Genomic DNA, 18128 nt, shown 5'->3' on the forward strand with positions numbered 1-18128 from the left:
GATGCCGACGCCTGGTGCCGCCGTGTCGTTGGCGATGACGGTCAGATCACCTTTCTGCTGCCGCACCAGCTCGTCCACCATCGGCTCCGGCGTGCCGACTCCCATGAAGCCGCCGATCATCAGGGTGGCGCCTGCGGGGATCATCGCGATAGCGTCTTGAAGGCTAATAGTCTTCATGGCGGGCCTCCTCAAAGCACGGTACAGGCTGTCTCCCATTGGCCAGCGGCGGTCTCACGGGATTCAAGGAACGCATGGGCTCCCTCCAAATGGGTTGGCCTCAGCAGCTAACGCAGACGCTGCGCATGGTTCGGTTCAGCCGGCGCTCTATCTCGCGGAACTTTCGGTCCGCCGCCGACTGGCTTTTGTCTGAGGTTTCCTGCAGGTCTTCCGGCTGCTGGACGGACTGGGATGTGGGCTGACGGAGCCTCAGCTGATGAGGTGGCGAAGGCTTCTGATCCGGCGCCTGAGCCCATGCGCCACTCTCCAGAAGAAGCACGGTAGCCGCGACGCCGACGCGACCCCATAAGGACAAGAGACTCGAAGTCATCGGGGCCTCCTATTGCCCTCACATCTTACGCCATGATGCTGAGCCCGCCGTCGACGTAGGTGGTCGTCCCGGTGAGCCGCCGTGCGAAGGGCGTGGTCAGGTAGGCGGCGGTCAGACCCACATCGTCGATGTCGACCAACTCGCCGATGGGCGCCTTCTCAATCGCCTCGGACAGCAGGACGTCAAAATCCTTCAGGCCGGAGGCCGCACGGGTTTTTAGGGGACCGGGCGAGACGGCATGCACCCGGATATGTTTGTGTCCCAGTTCATAGGCGAGATAGCGCACGGCGCTCTCCAGCGCCGCCTTCACGGGACCCATCAGGTTGTAGTTCGGCACCACCTTGTCGGCGCCGTGGTAGCTCATCGCCAGGAGCGTTCCGCCTTCGGGCATCAGGGGCTCGGCAAGCCGCGCCATACGGACGAAAGAATGGCAGGAGATGTCCATTGCCACCTTGAAGCCCTCGCCGGAGCTATCGACAAGTCGCCCTTGCAAATCCTCCTTCGGCGCGAAGGCGATGGAATGGAGCGCGATGTCGAGGCTGCTCCAAGTCTCGCGGATTCTCTCGAAGACCGCTTCAAGCTGGCCGCTCTGAGCCACGTCACAGGGCACGAAGACCGAGGCCCCGAGTTCCCTGGCAAGCGGCTCGACATAAGGCCGGGCCTTCTCGTTGAGGTAGGTGACCGCAAGCTCGGCCCCGAGCTGACGAAACACTCGGGCGCAGCCGTAGGCAATCGAATGCTCATTGGCAATGCCGATCACAACGGCCCGCTTCCCATGCAGGATTTTTGCCTGAATGGCGACTTTGATCAGGTCAGTAGGTTGATCGTTCATGAGCTTGCCTATCTGGATCGCAATCGAACCGGGACTGGTCGGATCAGGACACCTCCTGGGGGCGCTTTCTCCTTCGAGTGACTGCTGGCACAACAGTCCCCAGGCCGGGGCGGATCACATTGGTCGCCTGGCGCATGGCATCGGTCAGGACCGTTCTGACGTTGCGCAGGCGGTCCTGGGCTGCTGTGTCAAGCGGACCAATTACTGTCACAACTCGTTCGAGCATGCTCCTCAACATTTCGATGTCGGCTGGCGTCGCTCGGGACAGCAGTTGGGGAAGTGCCGCGATCGCCGCCGCAGGGTCGAGCCGCATGAGGCGGGCCTGCTGCCGGATCGCCTGCTTGAACTCAGCCAACGATATGACTCTGGCATTCGCGACATTCTCCTCCCGCAACCGTCGGATTAGGTTGAAACCTCGCTCATCGACCCAGCCGAGCGTATCACCGATGTAGTACAGGGCACGTACACCGGCCTCGAATAGGCCGCCCTTGGCCATCTCACAGCGCAGACGGTCAGCCTCCGCCGCCCGGAACGCCCGATGCTCGGGCGTGTCACCGGGATGCTGGCGGGGTTCGCTCGTGTCCCTTGCATCCATACCCGCCCAAGCCTGCACCCAGGGCGATCCGTAGATGACATTGAACGTGTGCTCATACATGTTGTCACGCCACAGGCGCCATTGATCGAGCGAGGCTTCGATTGTCTGGGAAACTCTCTCCTGCTGGTGCAGGAGGGTATTGTCCGGGGACACCGGTTTTCGGTTCTCTCGCGCCTTCTGTGCCTCGCCGGCGATCCAGCCCATCCATGGATTGCGATCCGAGGCGAGTTCATAGGGGACGCGCAGCGGATGCAGGCGTGCCAGGTGGTGCGCCATTTGCGGCGTGATGCTCGCCCGGACCCACGGCTGGACGAAACTCCGATAAAGACTGAGATTGATCTCCGAAATGCGTGCCACCGCGGCAAAGTGCCGGTCGCTCTCAACCTCGGGCCTGACGATCTCCCGGACATCCGCCACGCTGCGCCTCTCCAACGACAGCACGTAATCGCCGTAGGCGAGATCCGGGTTAAACGTGTCCGGGCCCTTTTCCCGCAACTCGGCCTGATAGATGCCGGACGGCAGGACATCGACGAAGTCGATGTTCGCCTCGAACTCCTTGTGCTCCTTGCGGCCTACGCTGCCTGAGACAAAGATGCCGAGATGGCCGATGCTGTCGTGGAGAGCATAGACGATGGTCTGATTGTGCGCCCGCACGTCCTCATCATCCCGATAAAGGTCGGTGATCCAGCCGAGCGCCTGGGGCGGCGGCGAAATGTTGTCGCCTTTGGAACAGAAAACCAGGATCGGAGACTGGATATTGCGCAAGTCGATGCGGATCCCGTCGGACGTGACAAGTCCCGCCGTGGACAGCTTGTTGCCGATGAACAGATTGTCGACGATGTACTGTATCTCGACATCGTTCAGGAACACGTGGCCGCCCCAGTACTTCTCGAACGCGAGATACCGCTCGCGCTCGGTGTCGACTTTCGAAAAGAGGTTGTACTGCTTGGTCCAGAGTGTATTGGTCGGGTTGAGGTTCTCGAAATTCTGAACGAGCCAGGCACCGTCAAAGCGGCCTGCCCCGAGATCGCTGGTCAGGGCTGTCAGCCAACTGCCGCCGAGCAGTCCGCCTGAGTAGCGCATCGGGTTCCGGCCGGGCCAGCCGGCCCAGTATGACACGGGCGATCCGGCGACGATGATCGGACCGAACAGCTCGGGCCGGACCGCGGCAGTCATCAGAATCTGCCAACCGGCCTGACAGTTAGCGATCACAACCGGCTTGCCTTCGCTCTCGGGATGCCGGGCGATCACCCGCTCCAGGAAGGCGGCCTCGGCCCGCATGACGTCCTCGACCGTCTGGCCCGGCACCGGGTCCGGCGTGAATCCGACAATGTAGCAGGGATGGCCGGCCCCGAGAGCGGCGCCGATCTCACTGTCAGCTTTGAAGCCGCCGATGCCAGGGCCGTGTCCGGCTCGTGGATCGACCACGACAAAGGGGCGCTTGCGAGGGTCGATCTCAACCCCCTCGGGTGGAATGATGCGGGCAAGGCCATAGTTGACCGGCCGGTCTAACGTGGGGCCGAACATGACGAGCTCGGCCTCAAAGCTCAGGACATTCGGTGTAACTTGAGCCAGATGCTCCAGATACTGGTTGCCGCGTTCGCGCATGACATCGGCATAGAGCAAGCCACGCTGCCAGAGATCAATCGCGTATTCGTAGGCCGTACTGGCAAAGTTGACAGATGGGGGCGTTGGCCGATCAAGCATATGTTTGAGATCCATGTCTACCTCTGGCGGCTCATGCCGAACAGTCTCTGTCGGTACCGACTACAAAAAGCGGTCCTTAGCCGAACTACTCTACGACCATGGGCTATTTCGGACGCCTTTCGAATTGGCCGCATGTGGTACAAGGAATGACCCGAACTGGGATCTTGTTTGGCATCTTTGCGCCCTGAGGCTCGGGACTCATGCGCCTAAACCCAATGAACCCGAACCAGCTTCGCAACAAATAACAGTTCCGGCAGCCGGGATTTTGATTTTTGTCAACAAGAGCTGCTCTCTCAGCTGCACACTACGTTCCAACGGGTGCCGGCATACCCGCTGGAACAGAGGAGTGTCTCATGTCCAACACGGCCAATCTTGACACGGCGGTCCCAGGGCGTGCGGACCAGGAGCTTGAACCGCTACGCGTCAAATGGGGCTGGATCGTCGCGCTCGGTGTGGTCTTCCTGATCGCCGGCATCATTGCCCTCGGGAGCGTCGTGACGGCAACCGTTGCCTCCGTCGCGGTGGTCGGCGTCATGATGCTAGTCAGCGGTATCGCCGAGATCATCAACGCCTTCAGCGTGAAGAGCTGGGGCAAGGCCTTTCTGTGGGCGCTGCTCGGCACGCTCTATGTCGTTGCGGGCTTTATGACCTTCCAGAACCCGCTCCTGGCTGCCACTGTCCTGACGCTGATGCTCGGCGTAGCGCTGATCATCTCGGGATTCCTGCGCATCTTCCTGGGCCTACAAATGACCGAGGGTGCACCTTGGGCCTGGGTGGCGCTGTCGGGCGTCATCACCCTAGTCCTGGGCGGTATGATCCTGGCCCAATGGCCGGTCTCAAGCCTGTACGTGCTCGGTATCTTTCTTGGTGTCGACCTGGTCTTTGCCGGCATCGGCTGGATCAGCATAGGTGTGGCTCTGAAGCGTCGGGCCTGACACGAGCAGTCTCAGGAGAGATGTCATAGCGCGACCCTCATGGGACCAGCAAGGATAGCAGGGATAGCCTGCGGAGTTCGCAGGACGAACTCCATACTGAAGCCATCGACAAATCTGCTGGTCCACCAAGATCCGCTATTCCCTGCTGCGTCCACCACGGCGAAGTGCCGGGAGTGGAATGGTAGAAATAGCCAGCCGCGACGAAGCACCACCCGTTGGACCCGTTGGCGCAAATCCAGTGAATAGGACCTGGTCATTGCTCATTCCCTTCAAAGAGGGCTGCGATGAGTGATGGGTCGTCTCATCGCGAGCCGTTTCGCGAGTGTTTCTTCAGAGCGTGACGGCTCGCGCCTGATGTCAGGGGCGAGGGATCGTTGCGGAAGACTGATCACAGCGGATCAGAGGTACGCCACGTGTGCGCCTGCCTAGGGCAGGGTCATCCTCGCGGTCGACAGCAGTCGCCTCATGATAGAGCTTCGCGGGCGGGGCCTCCCAATGTGGACGATGCACTCGGATAAAGCAGCGGAGCGTCCCACCAAGCGGAATGGCTCGGACCACGTCGCGACAGGGAGAACTTTCGTTATTCCTGAGCCTCAAGGCAGGCGAGGAGATACGGTCACCCTTGGATACTGGTTGGCCAAGATGCAACGACGGTCGCCGCGTTTGATTTTTGTCAATGTGGCTCGCTGCCTCTCGCGCGAGATTTCCACGTGTTGGCATCACATGACCGATTTCGTCCCGCTGTGAGAAAACCTGGACCGAGCCTTCGGCGTTGCGTGCCGGCTCCAGTTCTGGCGAGGAATTAACACCGTTGAGGGAGAGCCGCATGTCCTTCCGACCGTTGACCGTCCGCGTTCTAGGCCCTGCTCTCATGACTGCCTCTGTGGCAATAGCCGCATGGGCGCTGGACGTTTCCAGCGGAAGCCCCCAAATGGTCAGCGCACAGGCGCAACCAAAATTGCCTGAACTTCCCAAACTTCCGGACAAACTGCCCGAGCCTCTCGAACGAGCCCGCACGGCAGTGGAAAGCCTGATCGCGCGACTGCGCGGCAGCGAGATGCCCGAAGGCATCGTGAAAGCGAACGGCCGCCTCGAGGCAACGCAAGTTGATGTCTCCGCAAAATATCCCGGCCGACTGGCAACCTTGACCGTGGATGAGGGCGACGAGGTCTCCGCCGGCCAGGTGGTCGGCACCATAGCGTCGCCGGAGACAGAAGCCGAGCTGCGTTCCGCGCAGGCGCGGCTGCTCAAGGCAAAACAGCAGCTTACGGCAGTGACCGCGCTCATCGCACAAAGGCAGAGCGAACTGGACACTGCCAAGGCGGACTATGAACGTGGAAGAAAGCTGCTTCAGACCGGGAATATCCCGATGCAATTGCTGGATCAGCGCCGCAATAGAACGGATCAGGCAGAGGCAGCCTATGTTGCAGCCAACGCCGAGCATGACGCGGCTGAGTCGGAAATCAAGGCCGCGATGGGCGAGGTGGAGCGGCTTCAGTCGATCCTGGCCGACTTGGTGCTCCTGTCTCCGAGGAGTGGGCGCGTACAGTACCGACTGGCTCGTGCCGGCGAGGTGATCGGCGCAGGACAGCGCGTCCTGACCATCCTCGACCTCAAGGACGTGTACATGACGGTCTATCTGCCCGCGAAAGAGGCCGGCAGGCTTACGATGGGTGACGAGGCGCGCACGATCCTCGACCCGATCCCGGAGTACGTGCTGCCCTCAACGGTCAGCTTCGTCGCCACGGAAGCGCAGTTCACGCCCAAGAGCGTCGAGACAGCCGAGGAGCGTGAGAAGCTGATGTTCCGCGTCAAGCTCCAGGCCGATCCGGCGGTTCTGGACAAATATCATCGCGCCGTGAAGACCGGCATTCGTGGCCTCGGTTTTGTCCGCACCGATCCCAAGATTGCCTGGCCTGACGAGCTGAACGTGAAGCTTCCCCAATGACCGAATTCATCATCAGGCTCGAGCGGGTTACACACCGCTACGGCAAGACGGTCGCCCTTGATGACCTCACCCTCGACATCCCTGCCAACTGCATGGTCGGGTTGATTGGGCCGGATGGCGTTGGCAAGTCCACCTTGCTGGCGCTGGCCTCCGGGGTCCGCAAGATCCAGAGTGGGAAGGTGATCGCACTTGACGGAGACATGGCGGATGACGGCCATCGTCGGGCGAGCTGCAACCGGATCGCCTACATGCCGCAAGGGCTTGGCCGCAATCTCTACCCGACACTCAGCATATTCGACAACATCGATTTCTTCGGCCGGTTGTTCGGACAGGGTGCCGCCGAGCGGCGCACCCGTATCGACGAACTCCTGCACGCCACAGGGCTCGATCCTTTTCCGGACCGCCCCTGCGGCAAGCTATCAGGCGGTATGAAGCAGAAGGTAAGCCTCTGCTGTTCCTTGATGCACGATCCGGACTTGCTGGTCCTTGATGAGCCGACGACAGGCGTCGATCCGCTCTCCCGCCGACAGTTCTGGGAACTGATCAGCTCGATCCGTGTCCGACGGCCGAGCATGAGCGTGATTGTCGCCACCGCCTACATGGATGAGGCGAGTCAATTCGATTGGCTTGCCGCGATGGACGACGGCAAGGTCATTGCGCAGGGTGTGCCGAATGAGATCCTCGCTCGGGCGGGAAAGAGTAACCTCGACGACGCCTTCATCGCGCTGCTTCCGCCGGAGAAGCGGGCCGCGCACCAGGAAGTCATCGTTCGGCCGCGGACTGCGGCCAGCGACGAGACCCCCGCTATCGAAGCGGAGGGGCTCACGCGCCGGTTCGGCGATTTCGTCGCGGTCGACCATGTGAGCTTTCGCATCGGACGCGGCGAGATTTTCGGCTTTCTCGGCTCGAACGGCTGCGGCAAGACCACGACCATGAAAATGCTGACGGGGCTTCTTCCCGTCACCGAGGGATCGGCGAAGCTGTTCGGTGAGCCGATGGGCGCGAGTGACATGGAGGCGCGTCAGAGTGTTGGCTATATGTCGCAGGCGTTCTCACTCTATAACGAGCTCACCGTCCGGCAGAATCTCGATCTCCATGCGCACCTCTACCACCTCCCTCCAAACGAGGTCGAGGGGCGGATCGCCGAACTGCTGGAGCGCTATGACCTGAAGAGTGTGGCCGATGCCAAACCCGAGAGCCTGCCGCTCGGCCTGAAGCAGAGACTTCAGCTTGCCGTGGCGGTGCTGCACCGGCCACCCATCCTCATTCTTGATGAGCCCACCTCAGGCGTCGATCCCGTCGCGCGAGACGCGTTCTGGCGCACGTTGATCGACCTCTCCCGCGATGACGGCGTTACCATCTTCCTTTCGACCCATTTCATGAACGAGGCCGACCGCTGCGATCGCATATCGTTGATGCATCGCGGCCGGGTGCTGGCGGTCGGCGGGCCGCAGGAACTGGTGAGGGAGCGCGGCAGCAAATCGCTCGAGGACGCCTTCATCTCCTATCTCGAGGAAGCGGCGGCCGCGGAAGAAGAAAAGACGAAGCAAGAAAAGAAGACCCAAGCGGCGCCACAACCGACAGCAGAGGTGGCACCTCCGCCGTCAAGGCATGCCGCCGCCGGGGGGGCCAGGCGCTTCGATCCCGGGAGGCTGTGGGCTTATTCGCGGCTCGAAACCATGCAGATCTTGCGAGATCCGATCCGGCTGACTTTTGCGTTGCTTGGCCCTGTCATCTTGATGTTCGCCATGGGCTTCGGCATTACCTTTGATGTCGAGAACCTGAAATACGCCGCCTTTGACCAGGACCGGACGCCTGAAAGCCGGAGGCTGCTCGAGAACTTCTCCGGATCCCGCTACTTCTCCGAGCAACCTCCGATCAGCTCCCCCACGGAGGTGGAGCAGCGGATGAGAAGCGGAGAGCTGGCGGTCGTCGTTGAGATTCCGGAGGGCTTCGGCCGCGATCTTGCAAGCGCTCGTCCGCCCGATATTGCCGTCTGGGTGGATGGCGCCATGCCGTTCCGCGGCGAAACCGCCAAAGGCTACGTCACCGGCTTGTCCCTTCAGTATGCCAGGGATCTCGTCACGGAACGTATCGGCCCCAACGTTGCCTCGAACGTCTACCTCGGTGGGCTCAATCTGGAAAACCGCTTCCGCTACAATCAGGCCTTCAAGAGCGTCTTCAGCATGGTCCCGAGCGTGATCATGATGATGCTGGTTCTGATACCCGCCATCATGGCGACCGTTGCCGTCGTGCGCGAGAAGGAGACCGGGTCTATCGCCAACTTCCGCTCGACGCCTGTCAGCAAGCTCGAGTTCCTGGTCGGCAAGCAGTTCCCTTATATCGCCGTCGCCATGGTGTCTTTCGGCCTCCTCCTGCTGATGTCGTATGTTGTCTTCCATGTCCCCATCACAGGAAGCTTCGGCGCGCTCCTGCTGGGTGCTCTGGTCTATGTAACCGCTACGACCGCTTTTGGCCAACTCATCTCAACCTTCACCCGGACGCAGGTCTCGGCGATCTTCGCGTGCGTCGTCCTTTCGGTCATTCCGACCGTGAATTTCTCAGGACTGCTCGTGCCTGTGTCATCCCTCTCGGGTCAGGGAAGGCTTATCGGCATGGCGTTTCCGGCCGCCTGGTTCCAGCCCATTACGGTCGGGATCTTCGACAAGGCCCTTGGCTTTGCGGATGTGTGGCGCAGTCTGCTCGTCATCGCAGGCTTCGCGCTCTTCTACCTCTTGGCGGCCCTCACAGTGCTGAAGAAGCAGGAGGCCTGAGATGTTGCTGAACAGCCAGGCGGCGCCTCCGCAGCAACTCACCCCTGAACAGGTGACGCGTCCGCAGCGCTCCAAACCCAAGCAGATGAGCGCATTCCGCACGCATCTGGCGAACATCGTTCAGTTGCTGATCAAGGAGTTGCGCAGCATCCGCTCCGACCCGATCCTGCTGGTGCTGGTCGCCTATGCGTTCACCTTTGCCATCTACGCCGCCGCCACTGGCGCCAGGACCGAGGCGACCAATCTTGCCGTCGGAGTGGTCGACGAAGATCGCTCCGACCTTTCCCGCCGCATTGCGGACGGTCTCACTCCCCCCACGTTCCAGGCTGCCGTGGGGATCGCTGCGACCGAAATAGACTCGTCGATGGAGTCGCAACGTTTCGTCTTCGTCATCGAGATCCCGCCAAAGTTCCAGACGGATATCTTGTCCGGGCGGCAGCCGTCGGTTCAGATCAATGTCGATGCCACCGCCGTCGCCCAGGCTTTCCTTGGCATGACCTACCTTCAGAATGTCATCGTCAACTATGTCTCGGAATTCGTGACCGGACGTGAAGGGCTGGTGGGAGTCCCAGTCAAGTTCGTGACCCGCGTCAAGTTCAATCCGAATATGGACTCAAAGTGGTTCACCTCGGTGATGCAGATCATCAGCAATCTCACCATGCTGACGGTTATCCTGACCGGCGCAGCGCTCATTCGCGAGCGCGAGCAGGGCACTGTGGAGCACCTCCTGGTGATGCCTGTGGTTCCGGTCGAGATCATGCTCGCGAAGATCCTGGCGAACGGCATCGTCATTCTCGTGGCGGCCCAACTGTCGCTGATGTTCGTGGTGCAATGGTGGCTCGAGGTGCCGATCGCCGGATCGCCCCTGCTGTTCCTCGCCGGCTCCTTTATTTTCGTCATCGCTGTGGCGGCGCTTGGGATCTTTCTCGGCACGATCGCCTCTACAATGGGCCAGTTCGGCCTGCTGGCCTTGCCTGTGCTTCTGGTGCAGATGCTGCTCTCCGGCAGCACGACACCAATGGAAAGCATGCCGGTCTGGCTGCAGTACCTGATGAAGACCATCAGCCCGACGCCGCATTTTGTTGAGTTCGCCAAGAATGTGCTCTACCGCGGGGCAGACTTTCCGCTCGTCTGGCCCCAGCTCTTGGCCGTAGGAATCATTGGGGCTGTCTATTTCGGCATTACCCTGCACCGCTTCCGCCGCGTTATTTTCGGAAGCTGAAAGGCTGGACTGCCATAGCCGGCGGACTCGGTGCCGGTCGTGATCCTGAGCGACGTCGATGGGTGTCGCGTGAAACCTGAAGGAGGAAGTCATGGACAAGATGATCATGGTTGTCTTCGACAATGAGACGAAAGCCTATGACGCGTCCCGAGCGCTTGCGGATCTGCACCGCGAGGGCAGTCTGGCTGTCTATTCGGGCGCAGTGATTGTGAAGGATGCCAGCGGAAAGATATCGGTCAGGCAGGCAGGTGATCAAGGACCGCTAGGGACCGCGCTCGGTATGGCAACGGGCGCATTGATCGGCGCTCTGGGCGGCCCGGTCGGCCTTGCGGCTGGGGCGGCGGTTGGCGCGGTTGGTGGCTCGATCGTGGATCTCGTCAACCTGGGCGTTGGTGTCGATTTCCTGGACGAGATCTCCCGGCAGCTCAGCCCTGGCAAAGCCGCCATCGTTGCCGAGATCGAAGAGGAATGGGTCACACCGCTCGATACCCGCATGGAGGCACTTGGCGGCACCATATACCGGAGACCGCGCGCTGAAGTTATCGATGTGAAGATGGAGCGTGACGCCGCCTTGCTGCAGGCAGAACTCGACAAGCTTCAGGCCGAGTTCGATCAGGCCAGTGGCGAGGCGAAGGCCAGGCTGCAGGCGAAAGTCAAAGATGCCAAGGCGAGGCTGGAGGTTGCGAAGAGCAACGCGAAGACCCAAGTCGACGAAATGGACCGAGAGGTTCAAGCCAAAATCCAGGCTCTGCACGATCAAGCATCGAGAGCCGCTGGCGATGCAAAGGCGCGCCTGGAGAAGCGGATCGACGAGATGAAAGCTGACTACGAAGTTCGGTCCGATAAGCTGCGACAGGCTTGGCGACTCACCCGGGAAGCGCTCACCACGACCTCGGCGCCCCGTCGCTGAATCGAATGCCGCCGTACCGCATTCCGGCGCCTTTCTCAGCCGGAGGAGTGGTACGGCGGCAAGTTCACGCCGGAGCTCCTCGTCGTTCAAACTGACTGAGATCGACCTCTGCTATCTGACCTATGGTAGGTTACTGGTCACCTCAGGCTTCACGATATCATTATGAGAGCAACGGACGTGCAGTCGGGCTCACGCCCGATGCTTCAAGGTGGTGTTTCGAGAACCCTTTCACGCAAAACCGATGCCACATTTGCGTTTGATACCCAAGGCGGTTGCTACCGATGCGCTTCGTCAGGGCACATTCAATCCTGCTCCAGTTGCCGAGACAGGGCCTCACGCCTGCCGCCTGAAGCCTCTTCCATTCTGCGAACCACAGCAAGAGCACCGGAAGGGGGCCTCCGCACCCAGAGCCGACCGCTTCGGGCCTTTTCGAAGCCATATTGGTAGAGCCTTCGCATATAGGCCGTGTCGAAACCCGCCGAGGTTGAGGACGGCACATCCTGGTCGATGAAGGTTAGGTTGAACCCGAAGCCATTTCGCTGGGCGGCGGCATAGGTCCCGAAGAGAACGGACTTTGTTTGTGCTTTGACGGATGTCGAGGCCGCCCGCCCGCCGATCTCCGCGGCCTTGTCCGGCACGACCTGGAAATCCGGATCCACCTTGTTGTTCATCAGCACATAGATATTCACGCGTGGTCCGCGGAGCGGTGGCGCGCTGGCGAGTAACACCGTGTCCGGCAACGTGAACACGGGTGCCATCACACTGCCATCCACGTGCATCTCTTCGAACCGCCTGCCGTTTGCCTCGGCGTCGATGAGCCTGGGGGGAAAGACGCCAGGCACGCTCGCGGACGCCGCCAGAACATCACGGAAGAGGCCGAGGGCCTGCGGCGAGCCACTCGATGCGATCCGGCCCATGTCCCAGATCACCGCTCGCTGCGAATCCAGATTTGTCGTGACGACAAACAACCGCCGGCCGTTCGCGTGCGCCGCCGCGACCGCGGCTAGCATCGCGTCATCCACGGAGCGGGCGATCAGTTCGCGCAGGCGCCTGCCCCCGAATAGGGAAGAGCCAAAGACGACATTCAGAAGGTCCGGAGAGTCGAGAAGGCTCTCCGCCACACCGCTGGTGTAAACCTCACGCAGCTTGGCATCATACGACGGGCCGAGAAACGCGAAGGGGGCAATGAGGGCGCCGGTGCTGACACCCGATACGAAGGTAAACTCGGGCCGGATTCCAGCCGCCGTCCATCCGTTCAGGACGCCGGCCCCGTACGCCCCGTAGGCACCGCCCCCCGACAGGGCCAGGTAGGTGAGCGGCATCCGGGCCGGCCTTGCGGCGAGAGCGGTTGCATCGGCGCGGAACGCTGCGGCGGGCTCGTCGGCATATCTGCGGACCCCAGGAACGCCCAGAACTTCGGACGAGGCTGCATCGGTAGCCGTGTAGGGCGTTCGTGGAAGCGTTCCGCAAGCGGCAAGGCTGAACAGCCCGAGGAGCCCCATTGCCGCTCCCATGGACCAGGATCGCCGTTTCAGTTCAGAGAGACTGGGCCAAGTGCATCGCATCGTGGACCTACCTCCTGCTGGGGATCTCGCAGGGTGGACTGCCGTCAACCCTACGATGTCGGAGCGGTCGGACAGTCGCTACGCCGTCCTGTCTCGGCCGAGCTTGACGCGGCCATCAACAGAATGACCACGATCGGATCGTCGACACCCACCTCGCGGAGGCGATCAAACGCGGTACAACTGTGCCGCGCGGCAAAAATACCGTCAAGTTGGCCGGGCGGTCACAGGAAGCGAGCAAAGGTGGGGGATGGGACCGTCTCGCCATGCTCGTTCTGCCACCTACCGTCATCCTGCGGCAGTCATCAGGAGGATGGATCGCAACCGCTGCTGCGAACTTTCGGAGGCGGTATCTGAAGTCCATGGTGCACGATGGCACGTGCTGCTTAGCGGGATAGCCTAGCGTCACCTCGATTGTCCGACTTAGGTTCGAAGTAATCCTGCACGTGCCAGACGGCGAAGGGCAATTTGGGGTCAAGCTAGGAAATGCCCTGCTCCAAGGCAGCTTTTCCTATTTCATCTCTCAGCAGGCACGCGCCTTACTTCCGGGATGTGCCAGCAAGTCGCCCTCTGCCCCGCTTGATCCTTTCAGCCCACCGGCGGCGCTGTCTCGGGCTTGGCGTGGCTGCGTGCATCCGGCGGTGGGCACGGGTGGCTTCTCCAGCGGCGATGGCATTGCCGTACATTCAGGCCTAGATCTTGCTCTAATCCCTACAAGGTCACCAAGTGGCAGCGCGTCAAGGTTCTCTCATTTCGACCGCAAGAAAATCGATGAAATGCCGCACGGCCGGCAGGAGGCCGCGGCGGGAGGGAAAGACCGCATGAATGATGCCCCTCGGGGGCAACCAGCCAGGCAGTAACACCTCCAGGTTCCCGCAAGCGAGGTCCTGCGCCAAGATGTAGTCCGGCAATTGCACGATGCCGACACCGTCTAGCGCGGCTTGGCGCAAGGTCATCATCTCGTCGGTGGTCAGTCGTGGCTGGTGGGGCACGGCTTCCACTGTTCCGTCCGGCCCGGTCAGCCGCCAGGCGTGCTCACCGCCAGCCAAGCTGAAGCCCAGGCTCTCGAAGCGGGTTAGGTCGGCAGGCAACTGAGGTCGACCCAACCGATCAAGGAGCGCCGGGCTCCCGACCAGCAGTAGAGTACTTTCTCCCAGCACTTTCATGACCAGGTCCGAACTCTCCAACGGCGGCAGTCGGACCCGGAGCGCGACGTCGAAGCCCTCCTCGATCACGTCGACGCGCCTGTTCGTCACCTCGTAGTGGATCCGCACCCGCGGGTGCTGGGCGAGGAAGCGCGACACCAGCGGAGCCACGGTGGTCAGGCTGAGCATCACCGGACAACTCACCCGAATGGATCCCTGCGGCTCGGCCTGGACGCGCTCGACCGCCTCCTGCGCCGCCTCGGCCTCGGCCACCATGGCGAGACAGTGCCCATAGTAGGCCTGCCCGATCTCGGTCACGGCGAAGCGGCGGGTCGAGCGCTGGAGCAGCCGCACCCCGAGCCGCTCCTCCAGCAGCGACACGCGCCGGCTCAGGGTGGACTTGGGAATGCCGAGCACCCGGCTGGCCGGCGCGAAACCCTTGTGCTCCAACACCTTGGCGAAGTAGTAGAGGTCGTTGAGGTCCTGCATGGCTGCCCACCATTGTTCCAGAACTGGAACAGTGAGTGCCATGGAGACCCCCTAATGGCAATGACGTTCGACGGTTATGTTCGATGGAACAGCAAGGACTGCCCTTTGGGCCAGTTCCGGAGGATCCCATGACCAAGACGCTTCTTCACATCGACTCCAGCGCCCTCGGCGACTTGTCCACCTCGCGCAAGCTCACCGCTTCCATCGTAAGCGCTTGGCAGCAGGCCAACCCTCACCTTGTGGTCACCTATCGCGATCTGGCGGCCGCGCCCCCGGACCACCTGACCGGGCGCGTGATGATGGCCATGCGCTCCCGCGACCTGACAGGCCTGAGCGACGAGGAGCGGGTGCAAATTGCGCTCTCGGAGGAGTTGGTCGAGGAGTTCCTGGCCGCCGACGCAGTCGTGATCGGGGCGCCCATGTACAACTTCAGCCTGCCAACACCACTCAAGGCGTGGATCGACCGCATCGCCCAGGCTGGCCGCACCTTCAAGTACACCGAGGCTGGTCCGGTGGGGCTCGCCGGGGGCAAGCGCGTCGTGATCGCCTCCTCGCGGGGCGGGATGTACGCCGGCACGCCTTTGGAGGCCGCACTCGACCACCAGGAGGCCTATCTGCGTGGCGTCCTCGGCTTCACCGGCATTACTGACGTCGCCATCGTTCGCGCCGAGGGCACCAACATGGGGCCTGCAGCCGTGGAGCAATCGATGAACTCGGTGCAGGAGCAGATCGACCACCTGTTCGTTACTTCGCTGGCAGCCTGAGGTTCAGAAGGAAAGCCATACTCTACAAAGCCGAGAGAACACCCGTGGTGATCGACAAGGGCAAGTTCATCGTTCTCGCGGCCATGCCGGAGCTTAACATCCCCGGCCATCCTGACCATGGTTATGAACCACTCGCGCTGATCGCCGATTCGTTTATGGCTCCCGACACTTGGATCACGATGCACGAGCACGTGCAGGACGAGATCATCTCCTATGTGCCCCAGTGTGTCATGCGGCGCGATGACCGCACGACCGGCAAGCTCATCGCCGAGCCGAACCACCTCATGGTCATGAATGCGGGCCGCAGCTTCTGGCATGAGGAGCACACGCTCGCCGGTGAGCCACCGCTTCGGATGTTGCAGATCTTCGTGCGGCCGCACACGCTCGATCTGGAGCCTACGATCCAACATGGACCGTTGGTGGCTCCCGAGCCTAACCGGTGGCGACATCTCGTTGGACCGGAGGGGAGCGCCGCTCCGTTCTTCGTGCGCAACGACGTCGATATCTACGACATTCGTTTAGAGGCAGGCGCATCGACGATGCTTCCACTGAGACCAGGATGGAGCTGGTATTTCTTCGTTTATGCCGGCAGGCACGCGGTTCGACCAGACCGAGAGCAGATTGACGGCCGACCCCACCGAGTTGATCCTTCGGGATATCGAAACTGCGATCGTCGTGGCGTTCGTGATCAACCCAGAGGTTTCAGTTATGCGGGGCGGCACGATTGGGGATGGCGCCGCCCGATACCTGACCACGACTGCTCAGCGTCCGGCAGCAGGGCTCATCGCCTAGTGAAGCAAGACGGGCCGTCAGGATGGCCGTCATAGCTTGGCCTTACCTGGCCTTCCATTCTGCCCCATCGGAGGTGACCAGATTGCGAAGGATTGGGTCAAAGCAGGAAGCTGCCCCTAAGACGGCGTCGGCCGTGAGCACCCTCGGCGGCTACTTTGAAGGGGGCATCCTGTCCGCTTGCGAGATTTGCGCCCGTGTCCTGGCACGCTTCTCCCGCTCGATCTACGTCCTACTGGCCATGTCGGTTTTCGCTATCTGCAATCCCGCCCGCACCATTTTCTATGTCTTCTCTTTGACTATTTAGTCAAAATGACATATTAGTTTAACACCAGATTGGCAAGGGTCGCCATGCGACGCGGGCTGGTCTCAGAGCTGATGCTTAAAGCAGCGGAAGTTTAGGCGCGTAGGCGCTAATAGTGGACCAAGAGGTCCCGAGTTTTACCAGTGAACCCGAAGTCAACTAGGCCACGGACTCGACGATATATAGCTTCCGAGAAGCACACTACTCGGCATCAGGCTTCGCTTGCAAATGTATTCCAAATAACTCTGATGCAGGAGGATATCATGATTGCAACAATAGACAAATCCATACTCATCGTAGAGAGCAATACGATGTTTTGCGAGGGTCTCGTCAAGACATTCCGCTCCGCCAACTACAACGTGTTTACAGCCAGCACAGGTGAGGACGCCTTCTTACTCTTGAGACGTCAGCCACACTGCATTAACTGGCTCTATAGCCGCGCAGTTCTTCCCGGTCTCATTGATGGCTGGGTTCTGGCAGACCAGTACCACGAATTCTGTCCGAACCGCCAAGTGGTTATCGCTGCGCACGATGCACGTTTCACTGCCCAAGGCGATATCGTTCTGAAAGAGCCCACAGTAGCCATCGTGGCAGAGACGATTTGGGCCTTGATCAGATCGGAGCAGTTGGCTCTGACAACTGCCACCTACGATTTGGGCGAGCATCGACGCGTAGCGTGAGCGATGTGGACACGATGCACTGATCATCCATCGGTGAGCCTTGGAACACAGCGAGACTGCCACGGAGAAATCGAATGTCGTTGTCCATCGAAACTGACGTAGGCGGAACCACGTTAGTGGTTCCCTGCATTGATAGAATCCAGCAACTTTTGTTTCGAGCTTACGCAAGACTTGTTTTTACGGCCAGGAATCCTGCCGGGCCGCGGACAGTGATTGTCGCCCAGTTCGGATTGCTTAGAGTGCGGCTCAATAAGCTCTCAGATTCATACAAATCGCAGGCTATGCCACCGCTATGGGTTGAGATTTACTCCCACGCCAATGGCTCAGTAACTGATAGTTACGGGATGTTTGAGTTCAATGAAGACGAATTAACTCAAGCCGTAGAACTGATAGTATCGTCATATCTTAACGCTCACTGCCAGCAAGAGTTTTCTCGAACACGTCTGCAAGTCGGTCGGGTTGGTCGTATTCATGCTTGATTCGGCCGGACGAGTTCCAGGAAGCTGATCATAAGTGGATCGTTAACGTCCCGACTGAACACGACGTCGGCTTCCATCTGCATCGTACTGCTGTTGATGAGCCTGTAAATCATCTGCTCAATGCAGTTCCCGGCGGTCGTGTCAAAAGAGCGGACTTGGCGCAGGCTCATTGATATATTCCCGCAATCATAAATCTAAAAACAATATATTGGACCCGCAATAATTTGGTGATGTACGCAGTGCTGGTAATCCACACGTGTGCGGAGACCAGAATGCTGCTGCAACTTAACCTGCTGATGCTGATCGGCATCCTGCCGATGGGCCATCCCAGCGAGGCCACATCAAACGAAGAGCTCGAGCTCTGGTCGGCTCCCACGATCACTCAGATTGTCAACCGGTTACGGACCGAGACGCAGGTCCGCACGGCGGCAACCACAAGCCATTGA

15 protein-coding genes are annotated in these 18128 nt (G+C 60.7%); 9 read left to right on the plus strand and 6 right to left on the minus strand.

Going from position 1 to position 18128, the window contains the following annotated elements; all coding sequences use genetic code 11:
* From NF876_RS22145 to NF876_RS22155, 3 genes are all read right to left on the minus strand, one after another.
* A partial coding sequence (locus tag NF876_RS22145; protein ID WP_315975063.1) for a CoA-transferase occupies positions 1–177 on the minus strand: 177 nt, incomplete at its 3' end.
* 395 nt (positions 178–572) lie between these two features.
* Positions 573–1379 carry an enoyl-ACP reductase FabI gene (gene fabI / locus NF876_RS22150; protein WP_262266097.1) on the minus strand — a complete coding sequence of 269 codons (807 nt, stop codon included), beginning with the start codon at positions 1377–1379 and terminating at the stop codon, positions 573–575.
* 43 nt (positions 1380–1422) lie between these two features.
* Positions 1423–3681, minus strand: coding sequence for a DUF3141 domain-containing protein (locus tag NF876_RS22155; RefSeq protein WP_373371182.1), 2259 nt, complete (start codon positions 3679–3681; stop codon positions 1423–1425).
* A 353-nt stretch (positions 3682–4034) separates the two neighbouring features.
* On the opposite strand from NF876_RS22155, the gene NF876_RS22160 reads away from it, so the two are divergent.
* From NF876_RS22160 to NF876_RS22180, 5 genes are all read left to right on the plus strand, one after another.
* Positions 4035–4616 carry an HdeD family acid-resistance protein gene (locus NF876_RS22160; RefSeq protein WP_262266099.1) on the plus strand — a complete coding sequence of 194 codons (582 nt, stop codon included), beginning with the start codon at positions 4035–4037 and terminating at the stop codon, positions 4614–4616.
* A gap of 931 nt (positions 4617–5547) precedes the next feature.
* On the plus strand, positions 5548–6564 hold the full coding sequence (locus NF876_RS22165) for an HlyD family secretion protein (RefSeq protein ID WP_262266100.1): 1017 nt from the start codon (positions 5548–5550) through the stop codon (positions 6562–6564).
* Entirely contained in the window at positions 6561–9338 is a 2778-nt protein-coding gene (gene rbbA, locus NF876_RS22170; RefSeq protein WP_262266101.1) for a ribosome-associated ATPase/putative transporter RbbA, read from the plus strand. The genes NF876_RS22165 and rbbA overlap by 4 nt, the downstream gene beginning before the upstream one ends.
* A 1-nt stretch (position 9339) precedes the next feature.
* Positions 9340–10560, plus strand: a complete 1221-nt coding sequence (locus NF876_RS22175) for an ABC transporter permease (RefSeq protein WP_373371180.1) — start codon at positions 9340–9342, stop codon at positions 10558–10560.
* 91 nt (positions 10561–10651) lie between these two features.
* Positions 10652–11470: a DUF1269 domain-containing protein gene (locus NF876_RS22180; RefSeq protein WP_262266102.1), complete on the plus strand. Its 819-nt coding sequence runs from the start codon at positions 10652–10654 to the stop codon at positions 11468–11470.
* Between the two features lie 302 nt (positions 11471–11772).
* Here NF876_RS22180 and NF876_RS22185 read toward each other — a convergent pair whose 3' ends face one another.
* Positions 11773–12972, minus strand: a complete 1200-nt coding sequence (locus NF876_RS22185; protein WP_262266103.1) for a patatin-like phospholipase family protein — start codon at positions 12970–12972, stop codon at positions 11773–11775.
* A gap of 797 nt (positions 12973–13769) precedes the next feature.
* Positions 13770–14666, minus strand: a complete 897-nt coding sequence (locus NF876_RS22190; RefSeq protein ID WP_262266137.1) for a LysR substrate-binding domain-containing protein — start codon at positions 14664–14666, stop codon at positions 13770–13772.
* A 128-nt stretch (positions 14667–14794) separates the two neighbouring features.
* On the opposite strand from NF876_RS22190, the gene NF876_RS22195 reads away from it, so the two are divergent.
* The 3 genes from NF876_RS22195 (at position 14795) to NF876_RS22205 (ending at position 17203) form a co-directional block, all read left to right on the plus strand.
* Positions 14795–15430 (plus strand): FMN-dependent NADH-azoreductase, encoded by a 636-nt coding sequence (locus NF876_RS22195; RefSeq protein WP_262266104.1) that lies wholly within the window; start codon positions 14795–14797, stop codon positions 15428–15430.
* A 44-nt stretch (positions 15431–15474) separates the two neighbouring features.
* Positions 15475–16257 (plus strand): pirin family protein, encoded by a 783-nt coding sequence (locus NF876_RS22200; protein ID WP_262266105.1) that lies wholly within the window; start codon positions 15475–15477, stop codon positions 16255–16257.
* Between the two features lie 529 nt (positions 16258–16786).
* A complete protein-coding gene (locus NF876_RS22205) occupies positions 16787–17203 on the plus strand; it encodes a DNA-binding transcriptional response regulator (protein ID WP_262266106.1) in 417 nt (138 codons plus the stop codon).
* A gap of 469 nt (positions 17204–17672) precedes the next feature.
* Here NF876_RS22205 and NF876_RS22210 read toward each other — a convergent pair whose 3' ends face one another.
* Positions 17673–17852: a hypothetical protein gene (locus tag NF876_RS22210; RefSeq protein ID WP_262270792.1), complete on the minus strand. Its 180-nt coding sequence runs from the start codon at positions 17850–17852 to the stop codon at positions 17673–17675.
* Positions 17853–17954: 102 nt separating this feature from the next.
* Between NF876_RS22210 and NF876_RS22215 the strand changes: the two genes are divergently transcribed.
* Positions 17955–18128 carry a hypothetical protein gene (locus NF876_RS22215; protein ID WP_262266107.1) on the plus strand — a complete coding sequence of 58 codons (174 nt, stop codon included), beginning with the start codon at positions 17955–17957 and terminating at the stop codon, positions 18126–18128.

This window comes from Microvirga yunnanensis, from assembly GCF_025460875.1.

Excerpts from the sequence above, each read along its gene's own strand:
- fabI (WP_262266097.1), bottom strand. The coding sequence starts at position 1,379 with ATGAACGATCAACCTACTGACCTGATCAAAGTCGCCATTCAGGCAAAA.
- NF876_RS22155 (WP_373371182.1), bottom strand. The coding sequence starts at position 3,681 with ATGCTTGATCGGCCAACGCCCCCATCTGTCAACTTTGCCAGTACGGCC.
- NF876_RS22160 (WP_262266099.1), top strand. The coding sequence starts at position 4,035 with ATGTCCAACACGGCCAATCTTGACACGGCGGTCCCAGGGCGTGCGGAC.
- NF876_RS22165 (WP_262266100.1), top strand. The coding sequence starts at position 5,548 with ATGGTCAGCGCACAGGCGCAACCAAAATTGCCTGAACTTCCCAAACTT.
- rbbA (WP_262266101.1), top strand. The coding sequence starts at position 6,561 with ATGACCGAATTCATCATCAGGCTCGAGCGGGTTACACACCGCTACGGC.
- NF876_RS22175 (WP_373371180.1), top strand. The coding sequence starts at position 9,340 with ATGTTGCTGAACAGCCAGGCGGCGCCTCCGCAGCAACTCACCCCTGAA.
- NF876_RS22180 (WP_262266102.1), top strand. The coding sequence starts at position 10,652 with ATGGACAAGATGATCATGGTTGTCTTCGACAATGAGACGAAAGCCTAT.
- NF876_RS22185 (WP_262266103.1), bottom strand. The coding sequence starts at position 12,972 with ATGGGGCTCCTCGGGCTGTTCAGCCTTGCCGCTTGCGGAACGCTTCCA.
- NF876_RS22190 (WP_262266137.1), bottom strand. The coding sequence starts at position 14,666 with ATGCAGGACCTCAACGACCTCTACTACTTCGCCAAGGTGTTGGAGCAC.
- NF876_RS22195 (WP_262266104.1), top strand. The coding sequence starts at position 14,795 with ATGACCAAGACGCTTCTTCACATCGACTCCAGCGCCCTCGGCGACTTG.
- NF876_RS22205 (WP_262266106.1), top strand. The coding sequence starts at position 16,787 with ATGATTGCAACAATAGACAAATCCATACTCATCGTAGAGAGCAATACG.
- NF876_RS22210 (WP_262270792.1), bottom strand. The coding sequence starts at position 17,852 with ATGAGCCTGCGCCAAGTCCGCTCTTTTGACACGACCGCCGGGAACTGC.
- NF876_RS22215 (WP_262266107.1), top strand. The coding sequence starts at position 17,955 with ATGCTGCTGCAACTTAACCTGCTGATGCTGATCGGCATCCTGCCGATG.